Origin of the sequence: Pseudarthrobacter sp. NPDC059871 (genome assembly GCF_042731175.1) — a bacterium.
In the GTDB taxonomy this organism is placed as follows: domain Bacteria; phylum Actinomycetota; class Actinomycetes; order Actinomycetales; family Micrococcaceae; genus Arthrobacter.
Genome location: NZ_JBHWJV010000004.1, coordinates 217,120 through 231,050 on the forward strand (window position 1 = coordinate 217,120; position 13,931 = coordinate 231,050).

The window sequence follows — 13,931 nt, forward strand, 5'->3', positions numbered from 1 at the left end:
CGCACCACCTGCAAGCCAAGCAGAACTGCCCGGACGCCCCCAAGTGTCCGGGCAGTTTCGCGTGCGTCTGCCGGCGTCATTTCCGTAGTGCGACGTGGCCCAAGGCGCCCGCCGCGCGCAGCAAAATTCTGCAGGGCAAAAACAAATGGCAACCGCTTGCCATTACCTTGCCAAGTGACTAGGATTACAACCAGACTTAATCAATGTGCTGCCTCGCGGCAGTGGGTAAAGGAGCCCCTCGTGAAGAAGCTGAACAGGCTCAGCATCGTCGGCTATGGCGCCGGCGATGCCGCCAACAACCTGGCATTCACCACCGCCACCATGTTCCTGCTGGTCTACTACACGGACGTTGCCGGGATTTCGGCGGCAGCCGCAGGAACGCTGCTGCTGGCTGTCAGGATCTTTGACGCCTTCGCGGACGTCTTCGCCGGACGGATCGTCGACAGGACCTTCAGCAAGCGGTTCGGCAAGTTCCGTCCGTTCATCATGTTCGGCTCCATCCCGCTGCTCCTGCTGAGCGTTGCCACGTTCTCCGTGCCGCAGATCGGCGAAACCGGCACCCTCCTCTACGCGTACGTCACCTACGCTGCACTGGGCCTGGCCTACAGCCTGGTGAACATCCCCTACGGCTCTTTGGCCGGCGCCATGACCCAGGACCCGGGGGAGCGGGCCAAGCTCGGCTCCGCCCGCATGATCGGTGCGGCTCTGGTGGGCTCGTCCCTCGGCATCTTCGTAGCGCCGCTGATCAAGCCCGGAGCCAACCTGCAGGCAACTTTCACCGGCATCACCCTGGCGTTCGTAGTGATTGGCGCGGCCCTGTACTTTTTCACCGTCTTCACGGCCAAGGAACGGGTCCACCGTTCGGTGCCCAATGTGTCCCTCAAGCAGAGCATGGACACGCTCAAGGGCAACAAACCGCTGTTGATGCTGTGCCTGAGCTCTTTCCTGTTCCTCTCCGGTTACCTGGCCCTGACCTCGGTCCAGCTGTACTACCTGCGTGACGTGCTGGGCCGGCTGGACCTGTACCCGGTCCTCTCCATCGTGCAGCTGGTCCTTACCTTCGTGCTGGCGGCCATCATGCCGCGGTTGGTCCGCACCATCGGCAAGAAGAATGTCTACATCTACGCCTCGGTTGTCACCATCGCAGGCGGAATCATCATCTTCCTCGCCCCCGCCAGCCAGGCCTGGATCGGATTCGGCGGGCTGGTGGTCAGCCTGGTGGGCGTCATGGCCGTCAACATCGTGGTGTGGGCCCTTGAAGCGGACACTGTGGAATACGGCGAATGGAAGACCGGCGTCCGCACCGAGGGCATCACCTACGCACTCTTCTCCTTCACCCGCAAGACCGGGCAGGCGGTGGGCGGCGCCCTTGCGGCCTACGCCCTGGCTCTGGGCGGCTACAAATCCGGGGCGGCCCAAACCGCCGAGGCAACATTCGGAATCCAGGTGGCCGCAGGTGCAATCCCTGCCGTCCTCACTCTCCTGGCCGTGCTGGTGATGTCCCGCTACAAGCTCACCGACGACATGCATGCAGGAATCCTCCGCGACATCAAGGCTCGCCGCGCGGAGCCGGAAGGAGCAGCGGATGCCGGCTCCGTCCAGCAGGCTGCTGCCCCCGCCGCACCGAAGCCCGCAGTGCACAACAGCTAGCCCGTACCAGCATCACCCGCCACACCAGATCGCCAGACCCGGCCCCTTAGACCCCCGGCCCTCTCAACCACCCGCAGACCAGCCCAGCCCCGCTCGAAAGGACCAGCTGTGAAAATCATTGCCGCCGAAGTGTTCGTCACCAGCCCGTCGCGTAACTTCGTCACGCTCCGGATCACTACCGAGGACGGTGTGACCGGTATTGGTGATGCCACCCTGAACGGCCGTGAACTCGCCGTCGCCGCGTACCTGAAGGAGCACGTTGCCCAGCTGCTGATCGGCAAGGACCCGCACCGGATCGAGGACACCTGGCAGTTCCTGTACCGGTCCTCCTACTGGCGCCGTGGCCCCGTCACCATGGCGGCCATCGCCGCCGTCGACATGGCTTTGTGGGACATCAAGGGCAAGGTGGCCGGCATGCCGGTCTACCAGCTCCTCGGTGGTGCGTCCCGCAATGGCCTGCGTGCCTACGGCCACGCGTCGGGTGCTGACATCCCGTCACTGTTCGACTCCGTCCGTGAGCACCTGGAACTGGGCTACAAGTCCATCCGCATCCAGACCGCAGTCCCGGGCATCAAGGCCGTCTACGGTGTGGCTGCCCAGGCGCAGGCCTCGGGTGAGCGGTACGACTACGAACCTGCCGGCCGCGGCGCGTTCCCCGTGGAGGAAGACTGGGACACCCGCGCTTACCTGCGCCACCTGCCCAGCGTTTTTGAGGCGGTCCGCAACGAGTTCGGCCCGGAAATCCCGCTGCTGCACGACGGCCACCACCGGATGACGCCCATCCAGGCCGCCAAGCTCGGCAAGGCCCTGGAACCGTACGACCTGTTCTGGCTTGAGGACTGCACGCCTGCCGAGAACCAGGAGGCCCTGCGCCTGGTCCGCCAGCACACCACCACGCCGCTGGCCATCGGCGAGATCTTCAACACCGTGTACGACTACCAGACCATCATCAAGGAACAGCTGATCGACTACGTCCGCGCAGCATCCACCCACTTCGGCGGCATCTCCCCGCTGAAGAAGGTCATGGATTTCGCCGCCCAGTACCAGATCAAGTCCGGCTTCCATGGCCCCACCGATATCTCTCCGGTGGGCTTCGCCGCCCAGCTCCACGTGGGCCTGGCCATCCACAACTACGGCATCCAGGAGTACATGCAGCACTCGGACAAGACCAACGAGGTCTTCCACCAGTCCATGACCTTCAAGGACGGCTACCTGCACCCGGGCGACGAGCCGGGCATCGGCGTCGAGTTCAACGAGGAAGCCGCCGCGGCGTTCCCGTACCAGCAGGCCTACCTGCCGTACAACCGCCTAGTTGACGGCACCGTCCATGACTGGTGAGGCAGCAGCAATGACTAAGCACCGCATCATTGTCATGGGTGTTTCCGGGTGCGGAAAGACCACTATCGGCGACCTCGTGGCCCGTGAGTTGGGCGTACCGTTCCTCGACGGCGACTCGCTCCACCCCGTGGAGAACGTCGCCAAGATGGCTGCGGGAACCCCGCTCACCGACGACGACCGCTGGCCCTGGCTCGCCACGGTCGGTTCCGAGCTGGCCAAAGCCGGCGACGGGGGACTGGTCCTCGCCTGCTCGGCACTGCGCCGCAGTTATCGCGACGCCATCCGCCAGCAGGCGCCGGACACCGTCTTCCTGCACCTGCACGGCAGCAAGGACGTCCTCGCCCGCCGGCTCGAAGGCCGCTCCGGGCATTTCATGCCCACCACGCTGCTGGACTCCCAGCTCGCTACGCTCGAACCGCTGGAAGCGGACGAAGCCGGGTTCGTCGTGGACATCTCCGCGCCCGTTGACGAGGTAGTGGCGTCGGCACTCGCCAGCATTGCCGCCGTCGTACGTCCTGCCTCCGGTAGCGCAGGCACCTGGCCGCGGCAGTTCGACGTCGACCTTGCGGCCGCCCCGTTCAATCTCGACGGCGACGCGGTGGCCTGGGTGGAGGAGACGATCAGCTCAATGACGCTCGAGGAAAAGATCGGGCAGCTGTTCATCAACCACAACAACGGCTACTCGCCCGAATACCTTGACGACGTCCTGGAGAACTACCACGTGGGCGGCATGCGGTACCGCCCGGGGCCGTCCGCCGCCGTCCAGGAGCACATCCGGTACGCGCAGTCGAAGTCCCGCGTGCCGCTGCTGATCGCCTCCAACCCGGAAATGGGCGGGGCAGGAAGTTGCGACGACGGCACGTTCGTTTCTACGCACCTGCAGGCCGGTTCGCACCCGGACAAGAACATTGCGCGGCAGATGGGCCAGGTGGCCGGCGTCGAAACTGCGGCCCTGGGCTGCAACTGGGCGTTCGCGCCGATCGTGGACATCCACTACAACTGGCGGAACACAGTGATCTCCACGCGCTCGTTCGGCAACACCCCGGAGATCGTGGTGGAGCGGGCGAAGGAGTACTTCGACGGGATCAGCGAATCTCCCACCGTCTGCGCCATGAAACACTTCCCGGGCGACGGCGTGGACGAACGCGACCAGCACGTGGTCACGTCCTACAACACGTTCTCCTACGAGGAGTGGGACCGGACGTACGGGCACGCGTACCGCGAGATGATCGGGCACGGCGTGCAGTCCATCATGGTGGGCCATATTGGAGCGCCGGAGGTATCCCGGCACTTCCGTCCGGGCCTGTCCGACGCCGACATCCTGCCGGCGACGCTGGCGCCGGAGCTGCTGCAGGACCTGCTGCGCGGCGAGCTCGGCTTCAACGGGCTGGTCCTTACCGATGCGTCGCTCATGGTGGGCCTCACCCAGGCGCAGAAGCGCAAGGACCTGGTGCCGGCAACCATCGCGGCCGGCTGCGACATGTTTCTGTTCTTCCGGAACCCGGCGGAAGACTTCCAGTTCATGCTGGATGGCTACAAGTCCGGCGTGATTACGGAGCAGCGGCTGCAGGATGCGCTCCGGCGGATCCTTGGGCTGAAGGCCTCGCTGGGGCTGCACCGCAAGTCCTTGGAGGAGCTGGTACCACCGGCCTCAGCGTTGTCGGTCATAGGTTCTGACGTGCACCGTGCTGTCGCCGCCGAGGTGGCCGACAAGACCGTCACCCTGGTCAAGGACACCGCCGGAAACCTGCCCATCACGCCCGAAACGCATCCGCGGATCCGGCTCTACGGCATCTCCGGCGGGGCCGACTTTACCCGCGCCGATCCGCTGGCGTACCTGGAAACGGTCAAGGAAGAGCTGGTTGCGGCCGGCTTCGACGTGGACCTGTTCCGGACCGCGGAGCAGCGCGAGGCTGCGGGGGAGACCGGCGTGAACTTCATGTCCGTCCTGGCTGAAGAGGCCACCGCCGACTACGCGGACCGGTATGACGCTGCCTTCGTGTTCGCCAACGTCAAGGGCTTCGCGCAGGAAGCGGCCATCCGGATCAAGTGGTCCTCCCCGATGGCGGCCGAAATCCCGTGGTACGCCACGGAGGTCCCCACGGTGTTTGTCTCCCTGAACCAGCCGAACCACCTGATTGACGTGCCGATGGTGAAGACCGCCATCCACGCGCATGCCGGATCGCGCGAGGCCATCAGGGCTGCCGTGGCGAAGATCCAGGGCAAATCCGAATTCCAGGGCACGTTCAACGACAACGTGTTCTGCGATTCCTTCGACACCCGGCTGTAACAGCCGCCGGGCTCAGGGCGCCGGGCGCGGGGAGAACCCCTGCGTCCGGCGCTTTGTCTATGTCCCCTGGGCAGTCAGGTTGGCCCACGGCGGGCCATGAGCAAGCCGATCAGATTGAGGACGGCCGTGAATCCAGAAACGCAGAAGGCCCCCGATCCTCCAGAGGAACGGGGGCCTTCTTAGTGGCGGTGACGGTGGGATTTGAACCCACGTTGGCTTTTACACCAAACAACATTTCGAGTGTTGCACCTTCGGCCGCTCGGACACGTCACCAACCTCAATAGGGTACCGGAGCAAGGCGCACATCCCCAAAACGACAACACCTTGGCGCACGATGCCAGAGGCTGTAATCGGTGGTCTAACGGGTGCACTGTGAATGTCAGACCCTCGCGCGAGACTCCTTTTATGGGAAACGCGGCGGCTTCTCCGGTCGAGGAGACAGCGGTGATGGAGGGTCTTCGGGCCTCTGTCGCCGGCCTGGACGCGCTGTTCCTTGAGGACGTCGAGCTGGACCGGAGCGACCCTGATGCCGGAGCCTCCGGAGCGGTTGATGCGTTGGAGCGGAAGTCTGAGCTTCGACTACAGAGGTTGGCGTTCTGGAAGCAGTTGGAGGCCCAGGTGGCGGCGGGCAAGGCAAGGGACGTGGCGGAGTTCGCCGAGTTCCAGGAGGCGGTGACGCCGCCGGACGCCACGGGGTCGGAGCGGGCGTTTATGGAGATGTCCACGGCGGCGGAGGTCGCCGGGGTCCTGACGCTCAGCCCGGGCGCGGCGGCGGCGTTCATCAGCCAGTCCCGGAGAATCTGTGCGATGCCGGCGGTAGCGGGTGCGCTGGCTGCGGGGGTGATGTCGTGGCGGCACGCGGTAATCGTCGCCGACGAAACCGACTGCCTCGCCCCCGAAAGCGCTGCCGCGCTGGTCGCGCATTTCTTCGACCCCGACGCCCCCAACCCGGCCCGGGGGTCCGCGCCCGGTGACCTCGTGGCGCACCTGTTCCGCCGGAAAGTCAGGACCTGGCGCGAACGCACCTACCCCGCATCCGTCCAGGAACGGCACACCAGGTGTGTGGCGGAGCGGCGGATGGAATACCGCCCCGATGCTGACGGGATGGCATCGATTACCCTGGTCCTGCCCGGGGACACCGCCTGCGCCATCTGGAACAAGACCACAGCTCTCGCCCGCGGCCTCCAAGGCCCCGGCGAGACACGCACCCTCACCCAGTTGCGGCCGGACGTCGCCGCCGCGCTCCTCCTCGGCGAACCAGGCAACCACCTCTCACAACCAGCGACACCCAAAGCCGACGTGCTGGTCACCGTGCCGCTCTTCACCATGCTGGGACGCACCGACGAACCGGCAGACCTCGACGGGTACGGCCCCATCCCGGCAGCCATGGCCAGAAAACTCGTCGCCGACGGGGCGGCCTCGTTCTACCGGGTCCTCGTCGACCCCTGTGACGGAGCGCCCTTGGAGATAGGCCGGACCAGCTACCGGCTGTCGGAGGCAATGAAACGCTGGATCAGGATGCGCGATGGACACTGCACGTTCCCCGGCTGCACCAACCCCAGCACCGACAACGACACCGACCACCTCACCGCCTGGCAGCACCACGGGACAACAGGAGTCAGCAACCTGGCCCAGCTCTGTCCGAAGCATCACCGGCTCAAGCACAACAGCGGCTGGACCCCCACACCCGCCACCGAAACTGAACCACCCGGCTGGACCTCACCCACAGGCCGCCACTACCCAGCACAACACCCCGACCCCCAACCACCACACTGGCCACCCGCACTCCTCGATGCGCTGCACATGACAGGCTCACTGGAACAACAGATCCTTGCCGGCATTGCGGTCTGCCCCGACTACCTCCTTGCCGATCCACCGGATGACGAATTGCTGGACGAAGAATTCGTTTGCGGGGACCGTGTAGCCTCCGACGATCTCTCCCCGGATGATCCGCTCTGGGAAGCCTTCTACGCGGCTCCCTTCGAGTTGCCCACCGATCCGCAACGGGAACACTGGCTACAAGAGCTTTCCTTCACCTGACCTGACCTGATCTGACCGGCAAGGCTGAAGGTGCGGCGAATATCCTGCCTCCCACGCTCCCGTGCCCTCGTGGAACCCGGCAAAAGAACCAGCCAGGTGGATCTCACCAGGTGCCCTCCACCTTGCTGACGTGGACCCGCTGAAATGGCGACACCCGCCGTCGGACCTTCCTCCCGAACGCCCGTCCCGATAGATTCGACAGCAAGATGACTAATTCAGAATTGCCGCACCGCGCCACCGCCTACTGGACCACCGCGAAAGAACAGGGCGAGCTTCGGTCCGAGGACTTGCCGGCACCAGAGCCGGGGGAGGCCGTGGTCCGCGCACTGTACTCCGGTATCAGCAGGGGCACCGAGATGGTGGTCCACCGGGGCGCGGTGCCACCCAGGGTTGCTGACGGGATGCGCGCTCCGCACCAGGAAGGGGACTTTCCCGGCCCGGTGAAGTTCGGCTACCTGTCGGTCGGCGTCGTGGAGGAAGGCCCGGCCGAGTGGAAAGGACAGCGCGTCTTCTGCCTCAGCCCGCACCAGGACCGGTACGTCATCCCGGTGGCCGCCCTCACAAGAATCCCCGATGGCGTCCCGTCACAGCGAGCCGTGCTCACCGGAACGGTGGAAACGGCCATCAATGCCCTGTGGGAGGCCGAACCAAAGCTGGGGGACCGCGTCGCCGTCGTCGGGGCCGGCTTGGTGGGCGGGATGGTGGCTACCCTGCTGCGCACCTTCCCGCTTCAGCGTCTTCAACTCGTTGACGTGGATCCGGGACGGAAGAAGCTGGCAGACACCATCGGCGTCGAGTTCACGAGCCCCGAGGACGCCCTTGACGACTGCGACATCGTGATCCATTGCTCGGCCTCCCAGGAAGGCCTGGAACGCAGCCTCCAGCTTGTGGGCGACGACGGGAACGTCATCGAGATGTCCTGGTACGCGGACCGGAAGGTCACCGTGCCCCTGGGGGAGGACTTCCACGCCCGGAGGCTTTCCATCAGGGCAAGCCAGGTGGGCATGGTGGCCCGGTCCCGCCGGCACCGCCGGACCAACGCCGACCGCCTCGACCTGGCCGTCTCCCTTCTCACCGACCCCGTCTTCGACGCTTTCCTCACCGGACAGTCAGCCTTCGAGGACCTCCCGGACGTGGTCCAGGGCCTATCCGATGGAAGCCTCGAAGCCCTCTGCCACGTCATCGAGTACCCGCAGGACGCCGCCCGCCAGCCTGAAGACCCGGCCTGAAAACCCGACAGCCGGCACACGCCAAGCCCACCGATTCACCACACCAGACCGACTCCACCAAACAGAGCCAGAGGTAATCCATGTTCAGCCTGACCGTCCGCCGACACTTCATGATCGCCCACAGCCTGCCGCGTGAGGCGTTCGGACCGGCCCAGGGCCTGCACGGTGCAACCTTCGTCGCGGAGGTGGCGTTCCGCCGTCGTGCCCTGAATGACAACGCGATCGTCTTGGATATCGGCGCCGCCGGAACCGTGATCGAGGAGGTCCTTGACGGACTGAACTACAAGAACCTGGACGAGCACCCGGACTTCGAGGGCAAGCTCAGCACTACCGAGGCCCTCGCCCAGTACATTGCCCAGGCCGTGGCGGAGAAAATCAGCGATGACGACGACGGCCGCCACCTTGACGGGATCGACGTCACCCTCCGCGAGAATCCGGATGCCTGGGCCACGTTCTCGCTGGACCTCAACGCCTGATCCATGCGCGTGGTGCGGTTGCTGGTCCCCGCCAACATTCGCCACAGCTCCGGCGGTAACGTCTACAACGCCCGCCTGGCAGAGGGAATGAAAAGCCTGGGCTGGGACGTACGCCTGCTTCCGGTCGAAGGGAACTGGCCCCACGCTTCTGCCAAGGAACGACGCCGGTTCGGCAGCATTCTTGGCGCGTGGGAACCGCAACCGGAACACCAGTCAGCCGTGGTGCTGGTGGACGGACTGGTCGCCGTCGGCGCCCCGGACGAGCTCGAATTCGCGGCCAAGGCGGGCCGGCGAACTTTCGTCCTGGTGCATATGCCCGTCCCGGAAACCTCCGGCCCGGAAGCGTTGCAGAAAGAAGCAAGGGCACTCCGTGCGGCGTCGGGTGTCATCTGCACCAGCAGCAGCGCGGCCGCCATCCTCAAAGCGCGCGGCCTTCCCAACGCCCGGGTCGCCCTCCCCGGAGCCGATCCGGCCCCACCCGCCACAGGCTCCCGGCCTCCACACCTCCTCGCCGTGGCCGCACTGCTGCCCAACAAGGACCAGCTCCTCACCGTGGCGGCCCTCGCCGGCATCCAGGATTTAGAGTGGACGGCCTCGCTGGTGGGATCGGAGCAGGCAGATCCGGCCTACGCCAAGCAGGTGGAGGAAGCCATCGCCCGCAGCGGGCTGGCCGGAAGAGTGCAGCTCACGGGGGAGTTGACGGGGGATGCGCTTGAGGCGGAATGGAACCGTGCAGACCTGAGCCTTCTTGTCTCGCGCGAAGAAGCGTTTGGGATGGTGGTCACCGAGTCGCTCGCCCGCGGTGTTCCGGTAGTGGTCCGGCAGGGTACCGGTGCGGTCGAAGCGCTGGACCTTGCCTCACTGAAGGATGCCGACGGCGGCATGCGCCTTCCTGGGGCGGCGCTGACGCTGCCACGCGGGGGCGAAGCGGACGCAGCCGTACTCGGCCGGACCCTTCGGCAGTGGCTTGAGAACCACGCTGTGCAGCGGGACTGGCGCAGCCGGGCCCTGGAAGCGCGTGGCCTCCTGCCCGGCTGGGAGAAGACGGCAGGGAACGTCGTGCGTGCGCTGACCGGCGCCGGGTAGAGCCCAGCCAGGGCAAGACTAAAAAGGTCTCCGCTCACCAGCCGAAGTGGTGGCGACTACAACCGTGTCCGGTGATCCGCAAAGAAGTCCCGCAGCAGCACCGAGCTCTCGTCTTCCCGGATGCCGGGGTAGACCTCCACCCAGTGGTTGAGCCGCCGCTCACGGAGGATGTCGAACACGGACCCCGCTGCGCCAGCCTTTTCGTCCCAGGCGCCGAACACCACCCGGGGAATCCGGGCAAGAACAATGGCCCCGGCGCACATGGCGCATGGTTCCAACGTGACCACCAGCGTGCAGTCGGACAGCCGCCACCCGTCGTCCGGGCCGCCGCCGAGCCGTGCCAGTTCCCGCAGCCGCTCTGCAGCCTGGCGGATGGCCACCACCTCGGCATGGGCGGTGGGGTCTCCGAGCTCCTCCCGCTGGTTCCGCCCCGAACCCAGCACCTCGCCGTCGGGCCCCAGCACCACGGCGCCAATGGGAACATCGCCGGTAGCGAGCGCCGCGCGGGCTTCCGCCAGGGCGAGGCCCATCCACTCGTCGTAACTGTTCGATGCGGAGACCATGGCTCAATGATAGTTTCGAGGGATAGTAAGCCTGCGTACTGAATGCCGGGGAGGCGCCGTGAGTACCGTTCGGGACCGCGTGGACCGTTGGATCAAACCGTATGCCGCCTTGTGGCTGACCATGGCCGTGGGCGGAACCCTGATCGTCGCCATGGCGCTGCTGGGCGCCGAAGTGTATTCGGACGTGGTGGATGACGAAGGCCTGGCGAGCCTTGATATCCCCGCCCTGGACTACGCACAGTCACTGCGGAATCCCGGACTTGATGCGTTCGTCACGGGTTTCACCAACATTGGCGGCGGCATCGGCATGCCCATCCTCGCCACGCTCCTCACCGCGTGGCTGACCTTCCTCAGCAGGTCGTGGCGCCCGCTCCTCCTCGTTGGCGGCGCAGCTGCGGTTTCCACAGCGGCCACCACCCTGGGTAAGCGGCTGGTGGGCCGGACCCGGCCGGACCACTCCGAAGCTGTTCCGCCGTACGAAGACTCGCCGTCGTTTCCCAGCGGGCACACCCTCAACACCACGGTGGTGATCGGCGTGCTGGTGTACATCATCTGCCTGCAGTTCCAGGTCCTCAGCGTCCGCATCACGGCCATCACCGCGGGTACCGTCTTCATTGTTTCCATGGGCCTGAGCCGGGTTTTCCTGGGCCACCACTGGTTGACCGACGTCATTGCCGGCTGGACGCTGGGCCTGGCCTGGGTCGGGTTCGTCATCCTGGCCCACCGGATGTTCCATCTGATCCGGCGGAAGCAACATGCCGGGCCGGCGCCCACGTTTGAGCGTCCCGTGGTGCGCGATGTCGTAGCGGACGCCATGCACCACGACGGCGGAACGCATGGCCGCGGAACGGACCACGACGGCGGGACGCACCCCCGAGGGTAGGTTCACGACGCCGGCACGCACCCCCGAGGGTAGGTTCACGACGCCGGGGCGCACCCCCGAGGGTAGGTTCACGACGCCGGGACGCACCCCGGCAGGCGGGTCACGCGCCAAGAGCCCAAGCCAGGAACTCCGGCATGGACAGCGCCGGATGATAGTTTTGAGCAATGCGCACTCTCGTTGTGGACCACCCGCTGGTCGCCCATAAGCTCACTGTCCTCCGGGATAAGAACACCCCTTCGCCCGTGTTCCGGCAGCTGACCGAAGAGCTGGTGACACTGCTGGCGTACGAGGCCACGCGCGAGGTCCGCACCGAACCCGTCACTATCGAGACGCCGGTCAGCACCACTGTGGGCACGGCCTTCACCAAGCCCACGCCGTTGGTGGTCCCCATCCTGCGCGCCGGCCTCGGCATGCTGGAGGGTATGACCAAGCTGGTCCCCACCGCAGAAGTGGGTTTCCTGGGCATGGCCCGCGACGAGGAAACCCTGGATATCATCACCTATGCCGAGCGGCTGCCCGAGGACCTTACCGGCCGGCAGGTCTTCGTCCTGGACCCCATGCTTGCCACGGGCGGAACGCTGCGCGAGGCCATCAAGTTCCTGTTCAAGCGCGGGGCCTCGGACGTCACGTGCATCTGCCTGCTTGCGGCCCCGGAGGGCCTGGCCAAGCTGGAGGAGGAGCTGGGCGAGGCAAACGTGCACATCGTCCTCGCCTCGATTGACGAGAAGCTGAACGAAAAGTCCTACATCGTTCCGGGCCTTGGGGATGCGGGAGACCGCCTGTACGGCATCGCCGGCTAACCGCATCGACCGGGCGGAGGGCCTTCCGCAATATGGGGTCCGGCCGTAGCCTGTGGCAATGGACTGGAAACTTGAACTCGTGTTTGTCCCCGTGTCCGATGTGGACCGCGCCAAGGATTTCTACGTTAACAAGGTTGGTTTCAACGCCGACTTCGACGAACGCCCGTCGGAGTCCATCCGCTTCGTGCAGCTGACCCCGCCCGGCTCGGCATGTTCCATCTGCATCGGTGAAGGCCTCACGGACGCTCCTCCGGGTACAGGCTCCAACCTCCAGCTGGTGGTCAGTGACATCCAGGCCGCCCACGACCACCTGAAGAACAACGGCGTGGACGTCAGCGATGTGGACGTCCAGGACTGGGGTCATTTCGTGTACTTCGCAGACCCCGACGGCAACCGCTGGGCCGTCCAGTACATCCCGGGACGGTAACGGCACGTTCTGGCCCCCCGGACCACGACGCCTTCGCGGTATTTCGCCGCCACGGCGAAGCAGGTGCCAATCCGCTCGGCGGCCGGAGGGTCAACTCCAAAAACTGCTACCTCGCACGCATGGCTGCGGAGACGACGACGGCCGCCGCTGAACCGGGAAGGTTCGGCGGCGGCCGGTCGGAAGGGCCTCAGCCAGTGCGGGTTCTTAGTACCAGTTGTTACCCAAGTGGAAGTTCAGGGCGCCACACGGGGACTGGTAGCGCTCCTTGATGTAGTTCAGGCCCCAGTTGATCTGGGTGCGGTAGTTGGTCAGGTAATCGGGACCGGCGCTCGCCATCTTCTCGGCGGGCAGAGACTGCACGATCCCGTAGGCGCCGCTGCTGGCGTTGGTAGCGGTGGTGGTCCAGTCGGACTCCTTGGTCCACAGGGTGACCAGGCACTGCATCTGGTCCTGCGCCCACCCGTAGCTGGCCAGCTGGCCGGATGCGTAAGCCTGTGCGCCGGCAGGGTCGTTGACGGCGACGACGGGGGCAGGCTCGGGAGCGGGGGCCGGAGCAGGCTCGGGTGCCGGTGCCGGTGCCGGTGCAGGCGCTACAGCCGGGGCAGGTTCTGCCGCGGGTGCGGGTGCCGGTGCTGCCTCCTGGGGCTGCACCTTGAGTTCGGCGGGCGCGGACGCGGCCGGGTTCGAGCGGATTTCACTCTTCTCGATGCTCATCTGGGAATCGGCGGCAGCCGGGGACTCGGCACCGGTGGCTGCCACGCGGGAAAATCCGTCCGTGGCCTGGCCTGCGGCGCCGACGCCTACCAGCATCGCTGCGGACACGGCGAGGACCGCCGCGCGCTTGCCGAAGGCAGACTTCTTGCGGGTTTCAGGCTGCGCGCTGTGGCTGGGAGCCGATTTTGGGCGTGGTTTTACCGTGAATTTAGACATGTTTGATTCGCCTCTCACACCTGCGGAGTTAGCTGTCGGGTTCGGATGAGGGCATCCGGCCGCACGGCAAATACACGTGCTGGCTTAACCCCAAGGGCAGTACTGCGTTGCCCGGGACGTGGGTCCCCCGCCTCTGCCTCAGTTCAAGCGAAATCCGGGAAGTGGCAGAGCTTGGCGTCATCCGGATATGCGGCCCGAACGGGAACCGCACCATATCGA

At 65.9% G+C, this 13,931-nt stretch carries 12 protein-coding genes, 1 tRNA gene and 1 riboswitch; of the genes, 10 read left to right on the top strand and 3 right to left on the bottom strand.

What is annotated here, in order from left to right; translation table 11 throughout:
* The first annotated feature begins 240 nt into the window (after nucleotides 1–240).
* The 3 genes from uidB (at nucleotide 241) to ACFV4R_RS07865 (ending at nucleotide 5,278) form a co-directional block, all read left to right on the top strand.
* Nucleotides 241–1,650, top strand: coding sequence for a glucuronide transporter (gene uidB / locus ACFV4R_RS07855; protein WP_377201830.1), 1,410 nt, complete (start codon nucleotides 241–243; stop codon nucleotides 1,648–1,650).
* Nucleotides 1,651–1,758: 108 nt separating this feature from the next.
* Nucleotides 1,759–2,988 carry a D-mannonate dehydratase ManD gene (manD, locus tag ACFV4R_RS07860; RefSeq protein ID WP_056076642.1) on the top strand — a complete coding sequence of 410 codons (1,230 nt, stop codon included), beginning with the start codon at nucleotides 1,759–1,761 and terminating at the stop codon, nucleotides 2,986–2,988.
* Between the two features lie 10 nt (nucleotides 2,989–2,998).
* Complete coding sequence (locus ACFV4R_RS07865) at nucleotides 2,999–5,278, top strand: gluconokinase, GntK/IdnK-type (RefSeq protein ID WP_377201831.1); 2,280 nt, start codon at nucleotides 2,999–3,001, stop codon at nucleotides 5,276–5,278.
* A gap of 183 nt (nucleotides 5,279–5,461) precedes the next feature.
* On the opposite strand, the gene ACFV4R_RS07870 is transcribed toward ACFV4R_RS07865, so the two are convergent.
* Nucleotides 5,462–5,551, bottom strand: a tRNA-Ser gene (locus tag ACFV4R_RS07870).
* A gap of 174 nt (nucleotides 5,552–5,725) precedes the next feature.
* On the opposite strand from ACFV4R_RS07870, the gene ACFV4R_RS07875 reads away from it, so the two are divergent.
* The 4 genes from ACFV4R_RS07875 (at nucleotide 5,726) to ACFV4R_RS07890 (ending at nucleotide 10,109) form a co-directional block, all read left to right on the top strand.
* A complete protein-coding gene (locus ACFV4R_RS07875) occupies nucleotides 5,726–7,318 on the top strand; it encodes a DUF222 domain-containing protein (RefSeq protein ID WP_377201879.1) in 1,593 nt (530 codons plus the stop codon).
* Between the two features lie 206 nt (nucleotides 7,319–7,524).
* Nucleotides 7,525–8,547 carry a zinc-binding alcohol dehydrogenase gene (locus ACFV4R_RS07880; RefSeq protein ID WP_377201832.1) on the top strand — a complete coding sequence of 341 codons (1,023 nt, stop codon included), beginning with the start codon at nucleotides 7,525–7,527 and terminating at the stop codon, nucleotides 8,545–8,547.
* 80 nt (nucleotides 8,548–8,627) lie between these two features.
* Complete coding sequence (locus ACFV4R_RS07885) at nucleotides 8,628–9,023, top strand: 6-carboxytetrahydropterin synthase (protein ID WP_091718183.1); 396 nt, start codon at nucleotides 8,628–8,630, stop codon at nucleotides 9,021–9,023.
* Nucleotides 9,024–9,026: 3 nt separating this feature from the next.
* A complete protein-coding gene (locus ACFV4R_RS07890) occupies nucleotides 9,027–10,109 on the top strand; it encodes a glycosyltransferase family 4 protein (protein ID WP_377201833.1) in 1,083 nt (360 codons plus the stop codon).
* A gap of 56 nt (nucleotides 10,110–10,165) precedes the next feature.
* On the opposite strand, the gene ACFV4R_RS07895 is transcribed toward ACFV4R_RS07890, so the two are convergent.
* Complete coding sequence (locus ACFV4R_RS07895; protein ID WP_091718187.1) at nucleotides 10,166–10,672, bottom strand: nucleoside deaminase; 507 nt, start codon at nucleotides 10,670–10,672, stop codon at nucleotides 10,166–10,168.
* A 58-nt stretch (nucleotides 10,673–10,730) separates the two neighbouring features.
* On the opposite strand from ACFV4R_RS07895, the gene ACFV4R_RS07900 reads away from it, so the two are divergent.
* The 3 genes from ACFV4R_RS07900 (at nucleotide 10,731) to ACFV4R_RS07910 (ending at nucleotide 12,782) form a co-directional block, all read left to right on the top strand.
* Nucleotides 10,731–11,555: a phosphatase PAP2 family protein gene (locus ACFV4R_RS07900; RefSeq protein ID WP_377201834.1), complete on the top strand. Its 825-nt coding sequence runs from the start codon at nucleotides 10,731–10,733 to the stop codon at nucleotides 11,553–11,555.
* Between the two features lie 164 nt (nucleotides 11,556–11,719).
* Nucleotides 11,720–12,355, top strand: coding sequence for a uracil phosphoribosyltransferase (gene upp / locus ACFV4R_RS07905; protein WP_056076631.1), 636 nt, complete (start codon nucleotides 11,720–11,722; stop codon nucleotides 12,353–12,355).
* Nucleotides 12,356–12,413: 58 nt separating this feature from the next.
* Nucleotides 12,414–12,782: a glyoxalase superfamily protein gene (locus ACFV4R_RS07910; protein ID WP_377201835.1), complete on the top strand. Its 369-nt coding sequence runs from the start codon at nucleotides 12,414–12,416 to the stop codon at nucleotides 12,780–12,782.
* A gap of 204 nt (nucleotides 12,783–12,986) precedes the next feature.
* On the opposite strand, the gene ACFV4R_RS07915 is transcribed toward ACFV4R_RS07910, so the two are convergent.
* Nucleotides 12,987–13,712, bottom strand: coding sequence for a hypothetical protein (locus tag ACFV4R_RS07915; protein ID WP_377201836.1), 726 nt, complete (start codon nucleotides 13,710–13,712; stop codon nucleotides 12,987–12,989).
* A gap of 3 nt (nucleotides 13,713–13,715) precedes the next feature.
* A riboswitch (cyclic di-AMP (ydaO/yuaA leader) is annotated at nucleotides 13,716–13,872 on the bottom strand.
* Nucleotides 13,873–13,931: the final 59 nt, after the last annotated feature.

What these genes read in the sequence shown, in the direction of transcription:
- ACFV4R_RS07865 (WP_377201831.1), top strand. Translation starts at nt 2,999, where the DNA reads ATGACTAAGCACCGCATCATTGTCATGGGTGTTTCCGGGTGCGGAAAG.
- ACFV4R_RS07875 (WP_377201879.1), top strand. Translation starts at nt 5,726, where the DNA reads ATGGAGGGTCTTCGGGCCTCTGTCGCCGGCCTGGACGCGCTGTTCCTT.
- ACFV4R_RS07880 (WP_377201832.1), top strand. Translation starts at nt 7,525, where the DNA reads ATGACTAATTCAGAATTGCCGCACCGCGCCACCGCCTACTGGACCACC.
- ACFV4R_RS07885 (WP_091718183.1), top strand. Translation starts at nt 8,628, where the DNA reads ATGTTCAGCCTGACCGTCCGCCGACACTTCATGATCGCCCACAGCCTG.
- ACFV4R_RS07890 (WP_377201833.1), top strand. Translation starts at nt 9,027, where the DNA reads ATGCGCGTGGTGCGGTTGCTGGTCCCCGCCAACATTCGCCACAGCTCC.
- ACFV4R_RS07895 (WP_091718187.1), bottom strand. Translation starts at nt 10,672, where the DNA reads ATGGTCTCCGCATCGAACAGTTACGACGAGTGGATGGGCCTCGCCCTG.
- upp (WP_056076631.1), top strand. Translation starts at nt 11,720, where the DNA reads ATGCGCACTCTCGTTGTGGACCACCCGCTGGTCGCCCATAAGCTCACT.
- ACFV4R_RS07910 (WP_377201835.1), top strand. Translation starts at nt 12,414, where the DNA reads ATGGACTGGAAACTTGAACTCGTGTTTGTCCCCGTGTCCGATGTGGAC.
- ACFV4R_RS07915 (WP_377201836.1), bottom strand. Translation starts at nt 13,712, where the DNA reads ATGTCTAAATTCACGGTAAAACCACGCCCAAAATCGGCTCCCAGCCAC.